Source organism: Mesorhizobium sp. CNPSo 4661 (assembly GCF_057784215.1).
The window spans coordinates 1-21,866 of the sequence record NZ_JBWGIO010000041.1; the positions used below are offsets into that span (position 1 = coordinate 1).

At 60.2% G+C, this 21,866-nt stretch carries 18 protein-coding genes, 2 pseudogenes and 1 riboswitch; of the genes and pseudogenes, 13 read left to right on the forward strand and 7 right to left on the reverse strand.

Annotated elements, in window-relative coordinates:
* Positions 1-69: 69 nt before the first annotated feature.
* Positions 70-1,269, reverse strand: coding sequence for an IS256 family transposase (locus AC0YKC_RS32565; RefSeq protein ID WP_199202236.1), 1,200 nt, complete (start codon positions 1,267-1,269; stop codon positions 70-72).
* Positions 1,270-1,326: 57 nt separating this feature from the next.
* Between AC0YKC_RS32565 and AC0YKC_RS32570 the strand changes: the two genes are divergently transcribed.
* Both AC0YKC_RS32570 and AC0YKC_RS32575 read left to right on the forward strand, forming a co-directional pair.
* Complete coding sequence (locus tag AC0YKC_RS32570; protein WP_488514042.1) at positions 1,327-1,560, forward strand: hypothetical protein; 234 nt, start codon at positions 1,327-1,329, stop codon at positions 1,558-1,560.
* A 43-nt stretch (positions 1,561-1,603) separates the two neighbouring features.
* On the forward strand, positions 1,604-2,635 hold the full coding sequence (locus AC0YKC_RS32575) for a LacI family DNA-binding transcriptional regulator (RefSeq protein WP_488514043.1): 1,032 nt from the start codon (positions 1,604-1,606) through the stop codon (positions 2,633-2,635).
* Positions 2,636-3,063: 428 nt separating this feature from the next.
* Here the strand turns inward: AC0YKC_RS32575 and AC0YKC_RS32580 are convergent, their stop codons facing one another.
* Entirely contained in the window at positions 3,064-3,633 is a 570-nt protein-coding gene (locus tag AC0YKC_RS32580; protein WP_488514044.1) for a recombinase family protein, read from the reverse strand.
* 271 nt (positions 3,634-3,904) lie between these two features.
* On the opposite strand from AC0YKC_RS32580, the gene AC0YKC_RS32585 reads away from it, so the two are divergent.
* Entirely contained in the window at positions 3,905-4,273 is a 369-nt protein-coding gene (locus AC0YKC_RS32585; protein ID WP_488514045.1) for a hypothetical protein, read from the forward strand.
* A gap of 14 nt (positions 4,274-4,287) precedes the next feature.
* Here the strand turns inward: AC0YKC_RS32585 and AC0YKC_RS32590 are convergent.
* Positions 4,288-4,569: pseudogene (locus AC0YKC_RS32590) on the reverse strand (IS110 family transposase); the annotation flags it as partial.
* Positions 4,570-5,238: 669 nt separating this feature from the next.
* Between AC0YKC_RS32590 and AC0YKC_RS32595 the strand changes: the two are divergent.
* From AC0YKC_RS32595 to AC0YKC_RS32605, 3 genes are all read left to right on the forward strand, one after another.
* Positions 5,239-6,666, forward strand: a complete 1,428-nt coding sequence (locus AC0YKC_RS32595) for a mannose-1-phosphate guanylyltransferase/mannose-6-phosphate isomerase (RefSeq protein WP_488514046.1) — start codon at positions 5,239-5,241, stop codon at positions 6,664-6,666.
* Positions 6,666-8,096, forward strand: a complete 1,431-nt coding sequence (locus AC0YKC_RS32600; protein WP_488514047.1) for a phosphohexomutase domain-containing protein — start codon at positions 6,666-6,668, stop codon at positions 8,094-8,096. Before AC0YKC_RS32595 ends, AC0YKC_RS32600 begins: the two co-directional genes overlap by 1 nt.
* A 574-nt stretch (positions 8,097-8,670) precedes the next feature.
* Positions 8,671-9,420: a carbonic anhydrase gene (locus tag AC0YKC_RS32605; RefSeq protein WP_488514048.1), complete on the forward strand. Its 750-nt coding sequence runs from the start codon at positions 8,671-8,673 to the stop codon at positions 9,418-9,420.
* 199 nt (positions 9,421-9,619) lie between these two features.
* Here AC0YKC_RS32605 and AC0YKC_RS32610 read toward each other — a convergent pair whose 3' ends face one another.
* The 3 genes and pseudogenes from AC0YKC_RS32610 to AC0YKC_RS32620 form a co-directional block, all read right to left on the reverse strand.
* Positions 9,620-11,767: a carbamoyltransferase family protein gene (locus AC0YKC_RS32610; protein ID WP_488514049.1), complete on the reverse strand. Its 2,148-nt coding sequence runs from the start codon at positions 11,765-11,767 to the stop codon at positions 9,620-9,622.
* A 44-nt stretch (positions 11,768-11,811) separates the two neighbouring features.
* The gene (locus AC0YKC_RS32615; RefSeq protein ID WP_488514050.1) at positions 11,812-12,009 is read right to left on the reverse strand and encodes a hypothetical protein; all 198 of its coding nucleotides are present in this window, start codon (positions 12,007-12,009) and stop codon (positions 11,812-11,814) included.
* A gap of 261 nt (positions 12,010-12,270) precedes the next feature.
* Positions 12,271-12,483 (reverse strand): annotated as a pseudogene (locus AC0YKC_RS32620) (acyltransferase); the annotation flags it as partial.
* A 1,149-nt stretch (positions 12,484-13,632) separates the two neighbouring features.
* Between AC0YKC_RS32620 and AC0YKC_RS32625 the strand changes: the two are divergent.
* From AC0YKC_RS32625 to AC0YKC_RS32655, 7 genes are all read left to right on the forward strand, one after another.
* Positions 13,633-14,562, forward strand: a complete 930-nt coding sequence (locus AC0YKC_RS32625; protein ID WP_488514051.1) for a LysR family transcriptional regulator — start codon at positions 13,633-13,635, stop codon at positions 14,560-14,562.
* 936 nt (positions 14,563-15,498) lie between these two features.
* A riboswitch (TPP riboswitch) is annotated at positions 15,499-15,610 on the forward strand.
* A 112-nt stretch (positions 15,611-15,722) separates the two neighbouring features.
* Entirely contained in the window at positions 15,723-17,543 is a 1,821-nt protein-coding gene (thiC, locus tag AC0YKC_RS32630) for a phosphomethylpyrimidine synthase ThiC (protein WP_488514052.1), read from the forward strand.
* Positions 17,540-18,523, forward strand: coding sequence for a glycine oxidase ThiO (gene thiO, locus AC0YKC_RS32635; protein WP_488514053.1), 984 nt, complete (start codon positions 17,540-17,542; stop codon positions 18,521-18,523). The genes thiC and thiO overlap by 4 nt, the downstream gene beginning before the upstream one ends.
* Positions 18,507-18,704 (forward strand): sulfur carrier protein ThiS, encoded by a 198-nt coding sequence (gene thiS, locus AC0YKC_RS32640; protein ID WP_488514054.1) that lies wholly within the window; start codon positions 18,507-18,509, stop codon positions 18,702-18,704. Before thiO ends, thiS begins: the two co-directional genes overlap by 17 nt.
* A 4-nt stretch (positions 18,705-18,708) precedes the next feature.
* Entirely contained in the window at positions 18,709-19,482 is a 774-nt protein-coding gene (locus tag AC0YKC_RS32645; protein WP_488514055.1) for a thiazole synthase, read from the forward strand.
* Positions 19,479-20,084, forward strand: coding sequence for a thiamine phosphate synthase (locus AC0YKC_RS32650; protein ID WP_488514056.1), 606 nt, complete (start codon positions 19,479-19,481; stop codon positions 20,082-20,084). The genes AC0YKC_RS32645 and AC0YKC_RS32650 overlap by 4 nt, the downstream gene beginning before the upstream one ends.
* Positions 20,054-20,824 (forward strand): hydroxymethylpyrimidine/phosphomethylpyrimidine kinase, encoded by a 771-nt coding sequence (locus AC0YKC_RS32655; protein WP_488514057.1) that lies wholly within the window; start codon positions 20,054-20,056, stop codon positions 20,822-20,824. The genes AC0YKC_RS32650 and AC0YKC_RS32655 overlap by 31 nt, the downstream gene beginning before the upstream one ends.
* A gap of 202 nt (positions 20,825-21,026) precedes the next feature.
* Here the strand turns inward: AC0YKC_RS32655 and AC0YKC_RS32660 are convergent, their stop codons facing one another.
* Complete coding sequence (locus tag AC0YKC_RS32660) at positions 21,027-21,812, reverse strand: GGDEF domain-containing protein (protein WP_488514058.1); 786 nt, start codon at positions 21,810-21,812, stop codon at positions 21,027-21,029.
* Positions 21,813-21,866 lie beyond the last annotated feature (54 nt).

Below are 21,866 nucleotides of genomic sequence, written 5' to 3' on the forward strand. Positions count from 1 at the left end.
GATCGTGTCCCGCGGCGTAGTGTAGTTGGCGGCATTGGTCGCCGTGCTCTCCGGCATGGGCCGGGCTGATCAGCGCGCCACGGCTGGCAGGCTGATCATGGGATCATCGCTCATCTGGCTGATTGTTTCCAGGGTCATGTATCTGGCCCGCTGCACTGCCCATTCATCGTTCTGTTCGAGCAGGATTGCGCCGACGAGGCGCACGATCGCATCGTCGTTCGGGAAGATACCGACGACCTCGGTGCGCCGCTTGATCTCGCCGTTGAGACGCTCGATCGGATTCGTCGAGTGGAGCTTGGCGCGATGTTCCTTCGGGAAGGTCATGTAGGCCAGCACGTCGGGCTCGGCGTCGTCCATGATTGTCGCCAGCTTCGGCACCTTCGGCCGGATCTGGTCGGCGACGGCGCGCCATTGTACGGACGCGGCCTCGGGCGTCTCCTGGGCGAACGCGGTGGCGATGAAGGCTGAGACGACCCTGCGGCCGCTCTTGCCGGCATGGGCCAGCACGTTCCTCATGAAGTGGACGCGGCAGCGTTGCCATGTCGCCGACAGCACCTTGGTGACGGCGCTCTTGAGGCCTTCGTGCGCGTCGGAGACGACGAGCTTGACGCCGCGCAGGCCGCGACGTGTCAGCTTGCGCAGGAACTCCGTCCAGATCGGCTCGGCCTCCGAGGTGCCAATCTCCATGCCCAGGACCTCGCGCCGGCCGTCCGCGTTGACGCCGACGGCGATGATGACGGCGACCGAGACGATCCGCCCACCGCGGCGGACCTTCAGGTAAGTGGCGTCGATCCACAGGTAGGGCCAATCGCCCTCGATCGGCCGCTCGAGGAAGGCCTTCACCTTGCCGTCAATCTCCTCGCACAGCCGCGAGACTTGGCTCTTGGAGATGCCGCTCATGCCCATGGCCTTGACCAGGTCGTCAACCGACCGGGTCGAGATGCCTTGCACATAAGCTTCCTGGATGACGGCGGTCAGCGCCTTCTCGGCCATGCGGCGCGGTTCGAGGAAACCCGGGAAGTAGCTTCCTTTCCTGAGCTTCGGGATGCGCAGCTCGACCGTGCCGGCCCGCGTCTCCCAGTCCCGGTCGCGGTAGCCATTGCGCTGGGCGAGCCGCAGCGGGTTCTTCTCGCCATAGGCGGCGCCGGTGGCCGCGCCCACCTCCATTTCCATCAGCCGCTCGGCGGCAAAGCCGATCATCTCCCGCAGCAGATCGGCATCCGGGGTCTTCTCCACGAGCGTGCGCAGGTTCATCATGTCGTCGGTCATCGGTGGTCCTTCCGAAATGGGTTGGCGTCAACAACCAAACCCTACCGGAAAGCGCCGATGACCACCGACACGCCGCTCACTCGCTACAGCGCTACTAACGGCGCGCTCGCGAGCGGCTTCATAACCGCCGAGCTACACCACCTGATGGGACACGACCTCGGTCAATGCGTGCCATGGAGCTGCGTCGAACTGCCAACGAGCACGCGCCGTTACACCGAGTTCATCAAGAGGGGATCTGCTGCGACATCGGCGGCATCAAACCGGGCTTACGCATTCTGTCAAATTCCGTGACCCGTCCTCTGTGTTCCCCATCACTTCCTGTTAGATTCCAATCATGACTAAGCGCCCCACAATTGCAGATCTCGCCCGCGAAGCAGGGGTTAGCGTAGCGACGGTCGACCGGGTATTGAACGGTCGCCGACTGGTGAAGGAAGAGACTGCACGGCGGGTCTGCGAGGCGGCGCGCGCCATCGGCTACAACGCAGCTGGTCTGATGCAGCAACGCACGCAGCGAATTTTGCCGGAGTACCGACTAGGTTTTATTCTCAGAATGCCAGCCGAGCATTTCTATCAGGATTTCGCGCGCGAGATCAAAGCTGCTGTCAGTGCGGCGCGGTCCTTCCGGGGCATTCCATTCGTTGAATTTGCGCCCTCGCATAGGCCTGGCGACCTGGTCGCGCTGCTGGAGGACATGGGTGCACACTGCCACGCGATCGCGATGATGGCACCGGATCATCCAACCGTCACCGCAGCTGTGGAAGAACTCAAATCGAACGGAACCCCAGTTTTTTCGCTGCTTTCCGATTTTGCAGCTGGCGTGCGCGAGGGCTATCTTGGCCTCAACAACCGCAAGGTTGGGCGGACAGCAGCCTGGATGTTTTCCAAGGTTGCAAAAAGGCCGGGCAAGGTGGCGGTGTTAGTCGTCAGCCATCGTTTTCACGGACCCGAATTGCGAGAAATCGGCTTTCGCTCATACTTCCGTGAGAAAGCGCCAACGTTCGAGGTATTAGACACGCGCGTAAATCTCGACACGCGGCAAACCAGCTACGACGCTACGCTCGATGTTTTAAGACGCGAACCCGAACTTGTCGGTTTGTATGTCGCCGGCGAAGGCACGGAGGGCGCCATCGCTGCGCTCCGGGAAGAGGGCGAAGGTCGGAATCTCCTTGCGATCGTCAATGAGATCACGCCGGAGTCGCGGGCAGCCCTCGCGGACGACTTCATTACCATGGCGGTTGCCACACCCTTGCGCCCGCTTTGCCAGGAGTTGATAACGCTGATGGCCAAGGCAATCGAGACAGGCACCGCAGGGGCGCCATGGCAGACATTCTTGCCGTTCGAGATCTATCTGCCGGAAAATCTTTGAGGCGAGATTCGCTTTCTCTGAGCGTTCGCTAGGACAGAGCGTATAACGGAACCGAGCCATACCCTCATCACTGGAAATGTTCATCGACTCTGGTCCTTTCGGCCTCGCGGGGCAGGCGGCCTTTCGGCGCGACAAAACGCGTCCAGGAGATCAGCCGGGTGCTCACGCGATCAAGATCAGGCTGGCTATTTCCGCAGCGTCAACGGCGGCCGCGGCCTGAGAACAACGATTACAATCCACTGGGAGGGCCATCGTGTTGTTAAGCGTCGGGTTCGACTCAGTTACGTTATCTAAAGCCCGCTCGTGGCACCGAGAAGTACTCAGAAACCCGATGTATTTTCTCGCGAGCCATGGCTTTCGCCAGACGTTGCCCCGTCGATGGACTATAGACGGCATGTCATCCTTATCGAAATAAGGCCAAACCTTTCTCAGGGGTCTACTAAAGGGCTTGTTAGGAGGGCTTGGACAATCCGGTAGACCTGCATTCTGGGACATCCAAACAACTTGGCTATTCCAGAAGCGCCATGACCCTCGGCGTGGAGCGCCATAACCCGGCTCCTATCTAGGCGCTGTTTGCCCCCCTTGTAGACGCCGTGACGCTTGGCTTGCTCAATGCCATCTCGTTGCCGCTCTTTGATGAATCGGCGTTCCATTTGCGCGGCCATGCCAAGAACGGTCAAAACGATGTGGCCCATCTCGCCTCGCGTCGAGACGTGAGGATCCAGGACGGTGACGAAAGCGCCTTTCTGCTCACACTCGTGGATTAGGTTGAGCACGTCACGGGTGTCGCGCCCGAGCCGGTCGAGGCGTGTCACCACGAGTTCATCGCCCGGGCGAAGGAAATCCAAGATCGTTGCCAACTCGGTCCGGCCGTCACGGCTGCCGCCAGACACCTTCTCTGAACGGATGACCTCGCATCCCTCAGCTTTCAACTTAACGAGCTGCGTTTCGAGATCTTGGTCAGCGGTACTGACCCGAGCGTACCCAATACGAGCCATGGCCTGTCACCTCAAGGTTTAGGCCCAATGCTACCTTGTCACAAAATTTATGCGGGACTTGGTCGGACAGAATGTCTTGAAGCGCGAAAATGAACGTTTGTGGAATAAGGTTCGCAACGCGGTAATGCATGGCAACCTGTCGTCGCCCTTTACGCCGGAAGAAGACAAAGAGTCGTCTGCTCGACCTCTCCGGCGTAGTCCATAGCCTTACCGCGAACTCATTCGTCGAGCGGTCCCAGATTCGACCGACGCTTAAGCTGGGTGAGTGCCCATGGGTTTGTATGTCGCGAAGATCAACCCTGACAAATGCCCGAACCAAGTTGCCCATCCAAAGTCTTTGGCTCACTGGAGACCCAGCAAGTTTTTCCTGCCGAAGCCACGCTCGGCTGTGAGACAAAGCGGTCCCGCGAAGAACTTCGAAACGGGGGATGTGGTTTATGTTTGGGTCCATGAGCAAAAAGGCGGGGCTGGCGTAACCGCTCGCGGTCGCATTGCCGAATATGTAGATGTTGGAAACGACTTTGAGGTTCGGCTATCTTCGCTTGAACTTGCGCAGCCGTCTTTAGGTTGGGACGTGTTAGGTCCATACATTCAAGACATACCCGGCTACCTTGACGCCCTTTTCCGGGTTCTGGCCTAACCTGCGACGGCCCTGGGCTTCCTCGGTATCAATGACGCTGCAACCATGGCGCACTCATGCCCGAGCGACCGGATCAGGCTATAAAGGTCGTACCCGGTCGGCCCAGCCTCGCAGCGGAAATGCACGTAATCAAAGCGGCTGGCGATCCGGCCTATGACCCGCCGCATGCTGGTGGCCGACGCGTCGACCTCACCGAAGAACCGAACCTCTCCTTCCCGGCCTGCCTCCGCAATCGCAATAGCGTTCTTCAGCTTCGCAACATCGATTCCGACAAATGCTTCTCTATAATCCGCCACGGCTCGTCCTCCTGTGGTGAGGATCGGCTCGGCCCGCCCGAGCAACCCTCGGACGAGCAGTGTAGGGCGAGCCACCTCATCGGCAGAGCGGACAGACGGTCTTACGATAAGCGGCCATGAGACCGACGGCGAGCCGGATGGTGCGCCTTCGGAGCTTGACGGGGAAGATGATTGAATTATACAGCGACGCAAGCAGTTTAGGAGAATCCCATGCCTGCTTTCGGCCAGCGCCTTCACTATTGTTCCGTCTGGCTCGCTTGATGAAACGGGGCCATCCCCTGGGCATTGCCAAATTGAGCCTGCCGTCGCGGATGCCGTTCACGGTCGCGGCGGCGGGCTGCCCGATTCTGGTCCTTGGAAACCGTTAAACGGCCGCCGCGCGATTTGTCACCGCAATCCTTAGACCGGCAACCTCGAGCACAAGGATGTTCTTTTCGTTCGACGGACGCTTGCTGATGAGATCGCGCCAATCTCGCTGGAGCATAGCGAACAACGTCGATGGTTAGGTTGTCGCAGAGCCAATTGAAGAGCAGTCTGTCTCTCGTCGTGGTTCCATGATTAGGCCAGACCGACCGGCGAGGGAGCGAAGGAGAAGGCTCCACAGTTCGACTGCAGCCAGATACTAGGCTGGAGGGATGTTTCCTTCGGCCGCTCGGAGTGTTTTTCACGATGCAGTCCAATAGCGCTGGCAAGATTGTTCCGGTCATCATGGCGGGTGGAGCAGGCACGCGCCTGTGGCCGATCTCGCGCGAGAAGATGCCGAAGCAATTCGTCGCCCTGATGCAAGACGGACTGTCAACCTTTCAGGCAACCGTGAAGCGAGTTTCGGGACCGGAATTCGCCCGGCCGATCGTCATCACCGGCAATGACTTCCGCTTCATCGTCGCCGAACAGATGCAGGCGATAGGCATTGAAGGGCAGATAGTGCTCGAACCGGAACGGCGCGATTCCGCCGCTGCTGTGGCCGCTGGCGCATTGCTGACCGAAAGCACCGGTGAGGACGCGACCTGCCTCATCCTGGCATCAGACCATGTGATTTCAGACGAAGCCAGTTTTACGGCCGACTGCGTACTGGCAGCCCGCGCCGCTTTGAGCGGCCGCATCATGACGCTCGGCATCGCACCAACCGCGCCGGCAACCGCCTATGGTTATATCGCCGTTGGTGAGCGGCTGAAGGAAGAAAACGCCTTTGCGGTCGACCGTTTCGTGGAGAAACCTAACGCCGAGACAGCTGCCAAATATATTTCCGAAGGCATGCTCTGGAACAGCGGCAACTTCCTCTTTGCGCCGGCAGTGATGCTGCAAGAACTCGAGGCGAACACGCCGGAAATCCTGGCTGCCGCCAGAGAGGCGGTGGAGAAGGCGGTGGTTGATCTCGACTTCCTGCGCCTCGACTCCGAAGCGTTCCGCAAGGCGCCGACGAACTCCATCGACTATGCCGTGATCGAGCGCACGCGCAACGTAGGCGTGGTGCGCGCTTCGTTCGGATGGTCGGACGTCGGCGCCTGGGATGCGCTCTACGATATCGCGACGCGCGATGAAAATGGTAATGTGCTGGAAGGTTCGGTTGTTGCCATGGACACGACCGGCAGCCTGGTGCGCTCCGAAGGCGCGCTGACGACTGTCGTTGGTCTGGACAACGTCGTCGTCGTGACCACCTCCGACGCCGTGCTCGTTGTGTCGAGGAACAAGGCGCCCATGGTCAAGGATCTCGTCGCCGGCCTAGTCAGGCTGGGACATGCGGCCGCGACAGAACACCTGCGCATCCATCGCCCCTGGGGCTGGTATCAGCGCATTGACATCGGCGCTCGCTTCCAAGTCAAACATATCTGCGTGAAGCCGGGCGGTACGCTGTCGCTGCAGCGGCACCATCACCGCGCAGAGCACTGGGTGGTGGTGCACGGCACGGCCGAAGTTTCCATCGACGGTGTTGTCAAGCTATATCACGAGAACGAAGCGGCCTACCTGCCAATCGGTTGTGTGCACCGCATGCGCAATCCGGGGAAGATCGATCTGAAGATCATCGAGGTGCAGGTCGGATCTTACACCGGCGAGGACGACATCGTGCGCATCGAAGACATCTATGCGCGGGTCTGATGTCCACCCTTAAATTCGGCACCAGTGGCCTGCGCGGCCTCGTCACCGAGCTCGCCGGTCAACCCGCGCGCGACTGGACAAAGGCGTTTCTCGCTTATGTGGACGACGCCGGGCTGGCAGGCCCTAGGGCCCTCTATGTCGGGCGCGATCTGCGGTCATCCAGCCCCGGCATTGCCACCGACTGCCTGGAGACCGCCCGCCAGGCCGGCTGGCACCCGGTCGATTGCGGCGCGCTGCCGACACCGGCGCTGGCGCTGGCCGCAATCGCTGCTTCGGCGTCGGCAATCATGGTCACCGGCAGCCATATCCCAGACGACCGCAACGGCTTGAAGTTCTATGTCGCCGGCGCGGAAATCAATAAGGACGACGAGACCGGCATCGCTGCCAGGATCGGCGCTCTCGCCGAGGCCGGCGGGCCGACAATCGCGGGGAGCAATCCGCCGGTCACCTCCAAAGCGGCCGAGGCGCTGGACGGATACAGGCGGCGCTATCTCGACTTTTTCAAGTGTGACAGCCTGTCGGGCCTTACCGTCGGCCTCTACGAGCATAGCTCCGTGGCGCGTGACCTGTTACGCGACATCCTGGAAGCGCTCGGCGCGAAAGCTGTTTCCTTCGGCCGGTCCAGCGAATTCATTCCGATGGATACGGAAGCATATCGTCCGGAGGATCTGGCGCTGCTGCTCGAGTTTGCGGTGCGCAACAAGGTTGACGCGATTGTCTCTACCGATGGCGACGCCGACCGACCGCTGGTGGCCGACGCTGACGGCACTGTGGTTCGTGGAGACATGCTCGGCCTGCTCTGTGCCGATTTCCTGGGCTTGCGTACAATCGTCACGCCGCTGACGTCCAGTTCAGCGATCGAAAGTTCCGGCATCGCAAGTTCCGTCATGCGCACGAAGATCGGATCGCCGTTCGTCATCGCCCGCATGAAGCAGGCGCAAGAGAGCGGCAAGGCCGACGTGATCGGCTTCGAGGCGAATGGTGGCGTGGTTCAGGCGAGCCCGGTGTCGCGCGACGAGTTGACGCTCGACGCGCTGCCGACACGAGACGCCGTCCTGCCGATCGTCTGTGCCCTGGCCCTTGCCCGTCGTGACAGGCTGTCCGTGGCAGAAACCGCGCAGCGGGTGGGGGTCGGGCATGTGCTGGCTGACCGGTTGAAGGAGATCCCGTCCGAGCGGAGCGCGGCGCTCATCAAACGCCTCGTCAGCGAATCAGACTTTGCCGCTGCCTTCCTGGCCGAAGCCGGCACAATTTCCTCAATCAACACGCTCGACGGGATCCGCTTCGTGCTAACCGATGGATCGGTATTGCATTTTCGTGCTTCCGGAAACGCGCCGGAGTTCCGGTGCTACGTCGAAGCATCGACATTGTCTCGAGCCCAGCAACTTCTCCATTGGGGATTACGAACTGCAGAATCTTCGCTGGGATAACCTGCAACCAGGTGATGAGGTCACGGTCTTACAGTGGATTGAAACTGGAGCCACATATCACCAGACTACTACCATGCTGATGCGGCAGTTGCCCACAAAGATGCTCCACGATCATATGACTGTTGCAAAATCAGAAAGACGATCCGAATCCACTGTTCGATGGCCTGGGTCGAATGAAAGCCAATGGCCTGCGAGTTGCAGTCATCGCTTCTGTACTGGGTGACTGAAAAAGTCGCCTTCAATCGTTCAACCGACCTACAATTCATGCCGTGGATGAGTTGTATCGAAACAATTGATTTTTGGAATTTTTTGAATGGGGCAAATTTCCGTCTGGTTGATTTGAAGGCACGGTCGAGCGCGCCTAGGCAAGCTCGCCTGATACGACTTGCCGAAAGGCTGATTGCGGCCGCTAGTTAGGGTCGTCCCATGGTTCGAAAGCTAGAGGGCGAAGCTTCGGCAGCTGGGGCCCAGTGTCGGGGCTTGATCAACCTCGCTAGATCGAATGTGTCTGTCGTCGAACTGCACTTTCTTTCAATTGGAAGAGCATCAGTTCGCGTAAGGAAGGGAAAGCAATATGCATCGTCGTCACCTGATCAAAGGGTTCGTTGCACAGGGCGCCTGCCTCATCTGTGCCGCTGCCGCGCGTGCGGATGAGGCCCATTGGGGATACACTGGCCAGGTGGGGCCCGAGCACTGGGCTGATATGGACAGGGAAAATTCCGTCTGTTCGGCGGGCACGCAACAATCACCCATTGATATCACCGACGCCGTCAAAGCCGACATACCGCGTATCACCGTGGATTGGCACAAAGGCCGCGGCAAGATGGTGAATAACGGCCACACCATTCAAATCAATATGCCGCAAGGCAGCACGCTGACCCGCGGCAATCGCACTTTCGAATTGATCCAATTCCATTTTCATGCGCCAAGCGAGCATCGCCTAGCTGGCATGAATTTCCCGATGGAAGCGCATTTCGTGCACAAAGACACAAAGAGCGATAGCTTTGGCGCCCTGGGCGTTTTTCTGATACCGGGCGCGACCAATGCCAGCTTTGCAGGGCTGGCAGCGGCCTTCCCCCCGCAGCCTGGCGCGGCAATGCCCCTCGATATCGATCCCAGTGGGCTTCTCCCGGCCTCGCTCAACTACTGGACTTATGAGGGATCATTGACGACGCCGCCCTGCACCGAGAATGTCGAATGGATGTTGGCAAAAGAACCGGTAGAGGTCGATGCTGCAGATATTGCCCGATTTGCCTCCCTCTACCCCCAGAACGCGCGGCCTATCCGTTCACCTAGCCGGCGCTTCATCCTAGACTTCAACTGAGGCCATACAATGTGGCAGTAAAGAACGTTGGCCGCAGCGGAGGCGGCCGCAGACCGCGAAAGGCGACCCGCTGCCGAGTAAGGTGGCAGCGGGCTCGATTTGAAAAGACATTGCCGGCGGAGAGGGACCGCGTTCAGCTCCGGGGTCGCATCTGCGAGGAGTAGATTGCTCCGCAAATTATACGGCAACGGCCCATGGCTTACACGCCCTGCAGCCCGCTCATCCCAACAGCTTCCTTCAGGCGAGCAGCTTTCCGGTTGGCTGCGGCGTCATAACCAATGGGATGGTCCGCCCGTCCTCCTCGCTCAAGAAGCCGCTTCAGGCGTCCTCGCTGATCCCCGCGAGCAGCGTGTGGGGGATGGAGCCGAACAAGACGCTTTTCCCATAATTCCCGCAATTCTTCGACGACTGCTTCATGCCTAACCACATCGTGCGCAATCATGTCGAGAAGATCTGCGAGCACCGCTTCGCCTTCGATACGCATCAGCAGATCGAACACGTCATGTGAAATACGAACACCGTCACGGCTGGAATGATTCGCACGGATTTCGCAGACCGTCTCTTGGCGATCTGGGGCTGTGAATGCGCGAGTTCGATGCAGCGATACATAAGGCGGCAACGAAGCCGCGAGCGCAGTCCAATCCTCCAGCGTTGCAGCCCGCTTTTTGACGAGGAACGACCCGACCACAAGTCCATCCAGATCTGTCGTTAGAAATGTGGTTATTGCGTCTGCAACCGAGTCGACGATCGGCTCTGCATTGTTGTTAAAAGATGTATTGAGCAGAATCGGGATGTCTGTCCGCTTTTTGAATGCATTAATAACATCCCAGTAGGCCGGATTGGTGTTGCGCGACACTGTCTGCAGCCGAGCGGTACCGTCGACGTGCGTGATGGCGCCGAGCAAGCCACGTTTTGAGTCACGCACGCGAACGACGAAATTCATGAAGGGAAATTCGCTTGTACCATCCGGCAAGTCGAAAAATTCGCGCGCATTCTCCTCGAGCACCGATGGCGCGAAGGGTCGATAGCCTTCCCGCTTCTTGACCATTGCGTTGATCCGGTCCTTGTTCGCGGCAGGTCGCGGGTCAGCAAGGATGCTGCGGTTACCGAGCGCACGTGGGCCGAACTCCGAGCGGCCCTGCACCCATCCGATCACGGCGCCATTGACCATCCAGTCCGCTGCACTGTTTGCCACGTCATCAGTACGTTCGATATCGAGGTGACCGGCCCATGCACTAAGTTCCTGCTCCACCGCGCGGTCGCCCCCGAGATCGGGCCCCCAATACACTTCCTGTAATCGCTTACGTGGTGCGGGGTGGCCGACTTCGCTAGACATCATTAATGCGGCGCCCAATGCGCAGCCAGCGTCATGCGATGCCGGTTGAACGAAGATGTCTTCGAAGAGCCCTGAATACAGCAGTTTACCGTTCACGGTGCAGTTGTGCGCGACCCCTCCGGCCAAGCACAGCCGCTTCATACCGCTCGTCTCACGATGATGCCGAAGAATATGAAAAACGATCCGCTCCAGCGCTTCCTGCAATGATGCACTTACATCCCGATGCTGCTGGGTAAACGGCATTCCCTTTCGCCTAACCTGGATGTTGCGGAGCAACGTCGGCCCGATACGGTCGAGGTGGACACGGTAACCCCCGTTGGCGGAGAGCTCGTAGAACTGCTCGAAGAGTTTGCGATAGGGAACGGGATCTCCGTAGGGGGCGAGTCCCATGACCTTGTATTCGTCGAATAAGCCATAGCCGAGATACCGGATCGTCTCGAGATAAAATAACCCTAGCGAGTTATTGTCCGGGAATGTTTCGATTTGCGTAACGTCGGTTCCGTCCCCCAGAGCCAAGAGCCCGGAGAGAAAATCACCACCGCCATCAATCGAAAGGATCAGGCTTTGTTCGAAGCCGGACATTGCAAAAGCGCTCACAGCGTGCGCCTGATGGTGATTCACGAATGAGATACGCGAAGCATCGACCTCGAAATCGAACTCCTGCGCCAGTAACCTCTGCAGCAACAGTGTGGCATCCAACGGCATGGAGATGTCCGGCTGGGAAACAACCAGGTGTTCGAGCACAGCATTGCAATAGGCCTCGGTAGAGTAGTACCCGATACGATCGATTTCGCTGAGCTGAACGCCAGCGACTGAAAGACAGTATTGAATCGAATTGCTGGGCAGTTTGTTGGAGTGTTTAATCCGATTGAGGCGTTCTTCTTCTACAGCTGCTATTACCTCTCCGTCCCGGACTAGAACCGCGGCGCCGTCATGCATAAATGTATTCGGAAGTTCGAGTCGGCTTTCGTGGACTCTCTCAAGTCCGCCACTCAATCCTAGACACAGCATCTCACTCTCCATTCATCATAACAAGGGGACCTCATTGACCTCGATCAAGACCATTTCCAAGTACCTAAGCTGCATTTTCGCTGGTTGCCGCGAAGGACAGTCGCACGGCGGAAAACCCTAAGAAGTCCTGCGTCAGCGTCAGGCGTCGCTTCATGCTGCCGGATGAGTTCGGCGGCGCGCGCATCCGCCTTGTTCTCGAGGCTGGCGAACTGGCTGAGCGCTTCGGCCTGGCGTTTGCTCATGCCAAAGTATCGTGCCGTCCACGCTCGGCCAAAAAATCGGAACTGGCTGCGTCGTCCGAGACCGACGAAACGCTGACAGTGCTGGCTGCGCCGAGAAGGTCCATGAGATCTTGGTTCGTTCGTATTGCCGGGGAAGCGAGCGCGCTACAACACCGCAGTCGTGTAATGCGGGAGTTATGCGCGACGGCGCCATGATGATTTGGCTTCGCGGACCGGTGTCACTGCCCGGCTTCATTCGCTGGGAGGGAACCCGTCGTGCAAACGGCGCAGCAAGCCATGTGCCTGAACACTCGAGTCGTACCCGATCGCACCGAACTCGGGTCTAGCTTCGAACGGCTTGACATTAAAGGCTGCGGTCGGTCCGTAGGTCCTTCGAAAGAACTCGGCGAGTTCGACATGATCGGACGGTTGCAACTCGTTTTCCCAGCACAGCTTCCACCGCACCTGAACGCATACGAAGACTCCTTTTCTGATGCTTTTCGAAGGTGCCCATCCGCGATCGACGCGGCTGATTTGGCGGGCATCAGGCGCTATCGTCGGCTATCGCGATGCTAGGCATTTGGACCGATAGAACCTCGTACGAGGGGCTTTAGCGTTGATGGGGCTTTCTCAAAAGTTGCCGTCGTTCCCGAGCCCCACCCTTCATTTCAGGTTTCTAATGCAGCATCCTCCCGGATTGGTAAAATCCATTGTTTGGATAGCAAGCATTCATTTCGGGTATAGGGTCGCGATGCTTCTGCTGGTCGCGGAACTTCACGGTGGCGCACAGTTCAGTCTGCCGGCCATGTGGCGCCGTTCATCAGGTTGCGTATCGATTTCGGTGACGAGCAGAGGCGCCTCGCCGAGGCAGTAGTGCCCCAAGCCGGCTGGCGGGAACACGTCCCGAGTGCGGCGCGGCGAAATCGCCATTCGCGTGCGGATTCGTCGGTCGGCGGTGCGCTCCCGATACCATCTGACCAACGCGGCCTCCTTCTGGGAAGACAAGAAACCGCTAGGCCGGCTGAACCATGCCCCTGCGAAGACAGGCAGGCGATAGTCCGCGCTCGCGAAGGTGGCCCCGCTCTCGTCGGGCCGCCCGGTAAGTCCAGCTCGCGGCAACGGCGCGACGGTCGTTCAAATCACGAAGGAGTATCTCGTGCGCCAACATGTCGGCCGTATCCATGCCAACCCACGTAACGCCGGAGAGAACCCTGGTTCCAGCAGGCGCTTCACCAACGAGGAGAACGGAGCCCATTGACGAAGGCGATTAGAGACTTCTTGGGCCACGATCGCAGGCCCATGTGAGCCGCGAGCCATAACCGATCGCTACAGGTGTCGCACGCCCAGATTCGAACGGTTTGCATTGAAGGCTCTTATCGGTCCCCAGGTCTTACAAAAGGATCTTGCGAGCTTAATGCTCGACTGCTCCAGCCCAAGAGCGGCGCTGCAATCACCTCCCTCCATTGCCGTTTCCCGACGCCCGGATCGTGGTCGAGCCCATAGGGCCCGGGCTACCGCCTGCTTCCTTTTGCCGCTCCGGTTTGATTTACAGGCAAAAACACTTTTCAAATGCGGCATCTCGTGACATTTGCAAAACCTATTGTTTGGACGGTATGCATCCATTCGCTAGATTGGAACAGAGAAATGCGGTTTAAGGGCCTAGATCTGAACCTCCTCGTCGCGCTCGATGCCCTGATGGCTGAGCGGAACCTCACGGCGGCGGCTCGCAGCATCAACCTTAGCCAACCAGCCATGAGCGCGGCTGTTGCCCGGCTGCGCGGCTATTTTGGCGACGAGCTGTTTACAATGAGAGGACGCGAACTCGTCCCGACACCGCGAGCCGAGGCGCTCTCCTCGCCGGTTCGCGAGGCGCTGCTACATATTCAGCTCTCGGTTATTTCCTGGGAAGAATTTAATCCCAAGAAATCCGACCGTCGGTTCAGAGTTATACTTTCTGATTACACGACGATCATTTTCTTCCAGAAAGTTGTTGAGCGTGTTGCGCGAGAAGCCCCTTTCCTCAGCTTCGAGTTCCTGCCTCTCACTGACAACCCGGAAGAACTTTTTCGGCGCGGTGAGGCCGATTTTCTGATCCTTCCGGACTTGTACATGTCAGACGCACATCCCAAAGTGAAGCTTTTCGACGATTCATTCGTCTGTGTCAGCTGTTGGACCAACAAGGAACTGTCGAGGAAGCTCACGTTCGAGAAATACATGTCAATGGGCCACGTCGTGGCCAAATTCGGACGCTCGTTCAGAGCCTCCATTGACGAGTGGTTTTTGATTGAGCATGGCCTCAAGAGGCGTGCCGAGGTGGTTGTGCAGGGGTTCAGCATGATCGCTCCTATGCTACCGGGCACCAGTCGCCTTGGGACCATGCCGTTGAGGCTGGTTGAGCATTTCGCAAAAACGCTACCGCTGCGGGTCGTCAGACTTCCGTTTTCGTTGCCCGCGTTGACTCTAGCGATGCAGTGGCCTGCGCTTCACAATGGCGACCCAGCGAGCATCTGGATGCGGAAGATTTTGTTGGAGGAAGCATCTCGCCTAGCGCCAGCGCCGGACCCTGCAATATGACGAGCGCGTTTGCGGCGAGTGGCCACCTATTATCTAAGCCAGGAGCCGTGCTGCCGTTGTGGTCTGTGAGCCTGGCGTAGGCGCAGATAGGGGAATGCCGTCGGGCACGCCCTGGCGGCGCAGCACGGCATGAATCGAGATCGAGTTGGTTGTCACAGCGTTCGGGTCGACGGCGTGGTCGGTAAGCAGCGGTGAGCCGAGTCCTGGACGCCTGTGGAGTCGGTGCTGATCTTGGTCATGAGCGGCTGCGATTGGCGAGCGGTCACACGGACATGCGAAAGGGATCCTCACTTTGGTGCTGCAGTCAAGGAGCGTCCGAGCCCGATTCACTGGGCGGCCGTTGTTGTGCTTAGGCGGCAGCAGTGTGGATTTGCTCGTGGTGATCTTGCACAACGCCAGGGCCAGACACCGCCTGATAAATCTCTGCCCTCAGGGGCGGATCCCAGTTCGACACCAATTGCCCATTGGCGCGAGCGCAGAGGCGCGTTAGTCAGGGCTCTTGAAGCGCTAGAGTTATGTCCGATCACCATGATGGGCAAGCCCGCGACCAGCGGAATGTAGAGCCGCCAGGGTCGAGGGTTTGACTACGGATCAATCATTTAGCTCGCGGCCGCTTTGCGCCCTCGAGTTTGCGGTTTTCTCGCTGGAAGCGGCCCCACAGCGTTCCTCGAGGTCCCATGGATACCGTTTTTCACTTCGGGATTGGCATGACGGGGCTTCGGCACAGTCGTCCTGGCATTATCCCCTTCCCTCCCGATATCCTTTTCGCCTACGCGTCTACGCTTCAGTCTCCGCAAATGGCGAATGCAGCTTCTCGCGCTTGGTCTCGACAATCAGCCGCTCGACCCGCTTGGACAACTGGTTGACGTACCTTACCGGGCCGCAGGCATCCCACTCTGGGGAGTTGACAGGTCGGCTTCGGATCGTCCAACCTGCGCGTCTCACCAGGGGAGTCCCGGCAAGGGGCTGAGATACTGCTAAAGCGCGCAGTGACCCGTTGAACCTGATCCAGTTCATACTGGCGTAGGGACGGTGCGAGGCTTCGCGGGTCGGCAATCCGGCTTCGGTATTTCGGGCAATCCCGTCTTCCATGCGAAGCGTCACTTCCTCCTCATCGCGTGGACTGGGTCTCCGTTGCACTCGAGCAAGGAGGCTCACTCGTGAATGCCCACACCCCGACCGTCACCGTCGGCGAACTTCCCGCTTCGAAAAAAGTCCACAAGCCCGGGCAGCTTCACCCGGACCTTCGGGTGCCGATGCGCGAGATTTCGGTGCACCCGAGCGCCGGCGAGCCGCCGGTCACGGTCTACGATTCGTCGGGTCCCTACACCGACGCAACGGTGAAAACCGATATCGAGCGCGGCCTGCCGCGGCTGCGCGAGACATGGATAGAGGCACGCGGCGATGTGGAGCGCTACGAGGGCCGCACCATCAAGCCCGAAGACAACGGCTTCGTCTCCGCCGATCGCCTGACGCCAGAATTCCCGGCACGCAACCGGCCATTGCGCGCCGCCACCGGCCGCGCCGTGACCCAGCTCGCCTATGCGCGCGCCGGCATCATCACGCCGGAAATGGAATTCGTCGCCATCCGCGAAAATCTCGGCCGAGAGCAGTTGCGTTCGAAGCTTCAACGCGACGGTGAGAGCTTCGGCGCAGTGATTCCTGATTTCGTGACGCCCGAATTCGTGCGCGACGAGGTGGCGCGCGGTCGCGCCATCATCCCATCCAACATCAACCATCCCGAAAGCGAGCCGATGGTCATCGGCCGCAATTTCCTGGTGAAGATCAACGCCAATATCGGCAATTCCGCCGTCACCTCGTCGATGGCCGAAGAGGTCGAAAAGATGGTTTGGGCGATCCGCTGGGGTGCCGATACGGTGATGGACCTGTCGACCGGCCGCAACATCCACAATATCCGCGAATGGATCGTGCGCAATTCGCCGGTGCCGATCGGCACGGTGCCGCTCTACCAGGCGCTGGAGAAGGTCGGCGGCATCGCCGAGGACCTGACCTGGGAGGTCTATCGCGACACGCTGATCGAGCAGGCCGAACAGGGCGTCGACTACTTCACCATCCATGCCGGCGTGCGCCTTCACTACATCCCGCTGACCGTCGACCGCGTCACCGGCATTGTCTCCCGCGGCGGCTCGATCATGGCCAAATGGTGCCTGCACCACCACAAGGAGAGCTTTCTCTACGAGCATTTCGACGAGATCTGCGACATCGCCAGAGCCTATGACGTCTCCTTCTCGCTCGGCGACGGCCTTCGTCCGGGCTCGATCGCCGATGCCAACGACGCGGCGCAATTTGCCGAACTGGAAACGCTTGGTGAGTTGACGAAGATCGCCTGGGCCAAGGACTGCCAGGTGATGATCGAGGGCCCCGGCCATGTGCCGATGCATAAGATCAAGGAGAACATGGACAAGCAGCTCGCGGTCTGTGGCGAAGCGCCTTTCTATACGCTCGGGCCGCTGACCTCGGACATCGCGCCGGGCTACGATCACATCACAAGCGGCATCGGCGCCGCCATGATCGGCTGGTTCGGCACGGCCATGCTCTGCTATGTCACTCCGAAGGAGCATCTCGGCCTGCCGGATCGCGACGACGTCAAGACCGGCGTCATCACCTACAGGATCGCCGCTCATGCCGCGGACCTCGCCAAGGGGCATCCGGCGGCCAAGGTCAGGGACGACGCGCTGTCGCGGGCGCGCTTCGAGTTCAGGTGGGAGGATCAGTTCAACCTCTCGCTCGATCCTGAGACGGCGCGCGCCTTCCATGACGAAACGCTTCCGAAGGAGGCGCACAAGGTGGCGCATTTCTGCTCCATGTGCGGCCCCAAGTTCTGCTCGATGCGGATCTCGCACGACATCCGCGCTGAAGCGCAGAAGGAAGGGCTCGCGGCCATGGCGGCGAAATATCGGGACGGGGGTGACCTCTACATGCCCGTCGATGGCACTGCAGAGCGCATGGACACGCCATGAAGGTGCTCATTCGCGGCGCGGGCGTTGCCGGGTTGACGCTCGCGCACGAGCTGGCAACGCGCGGCGCCACGGTGACGGTGGTCGAGAAACGCGAGGAGATCGCCGGCAATGCCTCCTGGCAGGCCGGCGGCATGCTCGCGCCCTGGTGCGAGCGGGAGAGCGCCGAAGAGGTGGTTCTCACGCTCGGGCTCGGCGCGGCCGACTGGTGGGATGCGGCATTGCCCGGCCATGTCTCGCGCAACGGTACGCTCGTTCTTGCGCCGGCCCGCGATGTCGGCGAGCTGGACCGGTTCGGCCGCCGCACGTCCGGCTTCAAACAGCTCGACACCAGCGGGATTGCAGCACTCGAGCCAGCGCTTGGGGGCCGGTTCGGGCGCGGGCTGTACTTTGCCCAGGAAGCGCATCTCGACCCGCGCAAGGCGTTGCTTGCCCTTCGCGATAAGCTGCTCGGGATGGGCGCGCACCTCGAGTTCGGCGGCTGCGCGGCGTCCGTACCCGCGGATGTCGAAGTGGACTGCACCGGCATGGCCGACAGGCGCGCCGAGCTGCGCGGCGTGCGGGGCGAGATGCTCATCCTGCGAACAGATGAGATCTCGCTCGCCCGGCCGGTGCGACTGCTTCATCCGCGCATCCTGATCTATGTCGTGCCGCGCTCTGAAAACCTCTTCATGGTCGGCGCGACGATGATCGAGTCCGACGCCGCAGGCCCAATCACCGCGCGCTCGACCATGGAGCTGCTCGGCGCTGCCTACGCGTTGCATCCGGCTTTCGGCGAAGCCGAGCTGGTCGAAACGGGCGTCGGCGTGCGCCCCGCTTTTGCCGACAATCTGCCTCGCGTCGAGCGCGACGGGAGGAATATTCGCATCAATGGCCTCTATCGCCATGGCTTCCTGCTCGCGCCGGCCATGGCACGCCAAGCAGCCGACATCATCCTGGGAAACCGTGCAGCAAAGGAGTTTGCCCTTGAAGCTCACTGTTAACGGCCAGCGCCACGACGTTGCGGCCGAGACGCTTGCCGCGCTGATGATCGAACTCAATTTTGAAGGTGGCTGGCTCGCCACGGCGCTGAACGGCGAGATCGTTCCGACCAAGGAACGCAACAGCTGCCGACTTACAGAGGGTGATCGCATCGAGATCCTGTCGCCGATGCAGGGAGGTTGATCCAATGCTTGAACTCTACGGACAGAAACTCTCATCCCGCCTCCTGCTTGGCACCGCACTCTACCCCTCGCCTGCCGTCATGGCTGACGCGGTGAAGGCGTCCGGTACCGAGATCGTAACCGTTTCGCTTCGCCGGGAGAGCTCGGGCGGCAAGGCGGGCGGCCAGTTCTGGTCGCTGGTCCAGTCGCTAGGTGTTCGCGTCCTGCCCAACACCGCCGGCTGCCATTCGGTCAAGGAGGCCATTACGACAGCGCGGATGGCGCGCGAGGTGTTCGGGACCGACTGGATCAAGCTTGAAGTGATCGGCAACCACGATACACTGCAGCCTGATGTCTTCGGGCTGGTCGAAGCCGCAAAAATCCTCGCTGCGGAAAACTTTAAGGTCTTCCCCTATACGACCGACGACCTTGTCGTTGCCGAGCGCCTGCTTGACGCCGGCTGCAGGCTGTTGATGCCCTGGTGCGCGCCGATAGGTTCCGCGCGCGGCCCGCAAAATCCCGATGCACTGCGAAGCCTGCGCGGCCATTTTCCCGGCATTCCGCTGATCGTCGATGCCGGCATCGGCCGCCCCTCTCATGCCATGGCCTTAATGGAGCTCGGCTACGATGCGGTGCTGCTCAACACGGCGATAGCCAAGGCAGGCGACCCCGTCACCATGGCCGCGGCCTTCGGCAAGGCGGTGGAGGCGGGTCATGAGGCATATCGCGCCGGCCTGCTCGAGCCGCGCGATATGGCTGTCCCCTCCACCCCCGTCATCGGCATGGCGGCGTTCTCATGAGACTCGATCCGTTCTATCTGATCGTCGATTCCGCCGCATGGATCGAACGTCTCGTGCCGCTCGGCATTAAACTGGTGCAGCTGCGCGTCAAGGACCGGGACGAAGCTTCGCTGCGCCGGGAGATCCGCACTTCGAAAGCGGTATGCGAGCGCCACGGCTGCCAGCTCATCGTCAATGATTACTGGCGTCTCGCGATCGAGGAGGGTTGCGATTTCGTCCATCTCGGTCAGGAAGATCTCGCCGAAGCCGATGTGAAGGCCATCCGCAAGGCCGGCCTGCGGCTCGGCCTGAGCACCCACGACGACGTCGAACTGGAAACCGCGCTTCACGCCGAACCGGACTATGTCGCGCTCGGCCCGATCTACCCGACCGTCCTCAAGCAGATGAAATGGGCCCCGCAGGGACTGGGCCGCATCGCCGTCTGGAAGCGACGTCTCGGCGACCTTCCCCTCGTCGCCATTGGCGGGCTTGCCGTGGAGCGCATTGCCGGTGTCTTTGCTCAAGGGGCCGATAGCGCCGCGGTCGTGACCGACATCACCCGCAATGCGCACCCCGAGGCACGTGCACTGGAATGGCTGGCGGCAACGGCGCAATGGCGATGAGCCCGCATGTGCTGATCGTCGCCGGCTCGGATTCGAGCGGCGGCGCCGGAATAGCCCGCGACGTGGAGACCGTCTCCGCCTTTGGACTGCGCAGTTGCCTCGCCGTCACGGCCGTTACCGTCCAGACGCACGTGGCCGTCGAGCACATCGAGCATATGCCGCCGCAGCTAATCGCCGCCCAGATGCGTGCTGCCTTCGCCGCGAACACCGTCGCGGCGGTCAAGATCGGCATGCTGGGGACGAAGGCGGCTATCAAGGCGGTCGGCTCTGTCTTGGCAGATTACAGCCGAGTGCCAGTGGTCCTCGACCCTGTATTGGCCTCAACTTCGGGACGGGTGCTTCTCGAAGACGATGCCATCCGTGCACTGCGCTGCGACCTGATGCCTGCCTGCCGGCTCGTCACGCCTAATCTCATCGAGCTCGCGATACTGAACGGTTCGGACTTGGCGCCTGATGAAGAAAGAGCCCGCCTTCAAGCCGAGGAATTGTCGGCTGCCGTACGGACCGCTGTGCTCGTCAAGGGAGGCCACGCGCAGGACAGCCGGTCTATCGATATCCTAGTGCAGCCGAACTGCTCGGCGGTTCGGTTCGAGGCGCCTCGGCTGGCCAAGGGGATGCGAGGAACAGGCTGTATGCTTTCCAGCGCAATCGCGGCCTCTCCCTCTCTCGGCGCCTTTCTTGAAGCAAGCGTGCGCACGGCCAAACAATACGTGTTCGATGCCCTTGCTCGATCCGCATGACCAGGCGTCTGAACCGTGGAGGCTGAGCGCTTGACCGCTGAGGAAGGCAAAGAATCGCGGCACAGCGCGAAGATGACGAGAGATCGAACTCCGGCCAAGTCCACGCCGCGGTCACCGCATAAGGCCGCAACGGTGAGTGAAAGCGCATCAGCCGTTAGTTGCGGCCCGGCCGCTGATCCCAGCCTGTCCGGGCAAACCTCAACTACGGCGTCGCGAGCCGCAGCTTCGCCGCCTCATAGTCGAATGAAACCTTGTTGCGCCCACGTTGCTTGGCGTCAAGGAGGCATCGTCCCGCGGTGCGAAGGATATCCTGGGGGTCTGCATTGCGCGGGATTTCTGCACCCCCGATGCTGACGGTCACCTTCACGTCGTCGGGCAGCCCTTTGATCCAGGGAAGTCCTCCGACGTGTCGACGGATGTTTTCCGCAATGGTCATTGCCTGTTCTTTATGCACGCCTCGAAGCAGGACTCCGAACTCTTCGCCGCCAAGGCGGCCAATCGAGTCGCCTGGGCGCGTCACATAGACGAGCGCTTTTGCAATTTGCACTAAGGTCTCGTCACCCTTGGCAACTCCGTGCTTGTCATTGAACAGAGAGAAATGGTCGGGATCGATCAGAAGAAGCGTGTCACATTCCCCGTTGTCCCGCCTTCTGTCCATCCTTGCCATGAATTCCCCGCGGCTAAGAAGCCCCGTCATCGGGTCGTGACTGGTTACGAAGGTCAGCCGATCATGAGTCTCTCTGAGCGCTTCATATGACTTCTCCAGCTTGCCACACGTGTCCTGGATGGTTTCCGCCTGCCCGAAGATGTAGGCGCCGACAGGCATTCCAATCAGAATGGGAATGAACGTGCATTCCACCCAACTCAGCCAGTCGATCGGCATCTGCAAGGCAATTCTTGCGGTGAACGACAGAGCGAAGGTGGCGACGATTGCAATTATCGTCACCAGGACCGACTTGCCCAAAATACGCTTGGTGCGTGTCGTCATGTTGCTTCTTCGCAGGATGAGTGTCTGCTTCTTTAGACAATGCCGCTGAAAGAG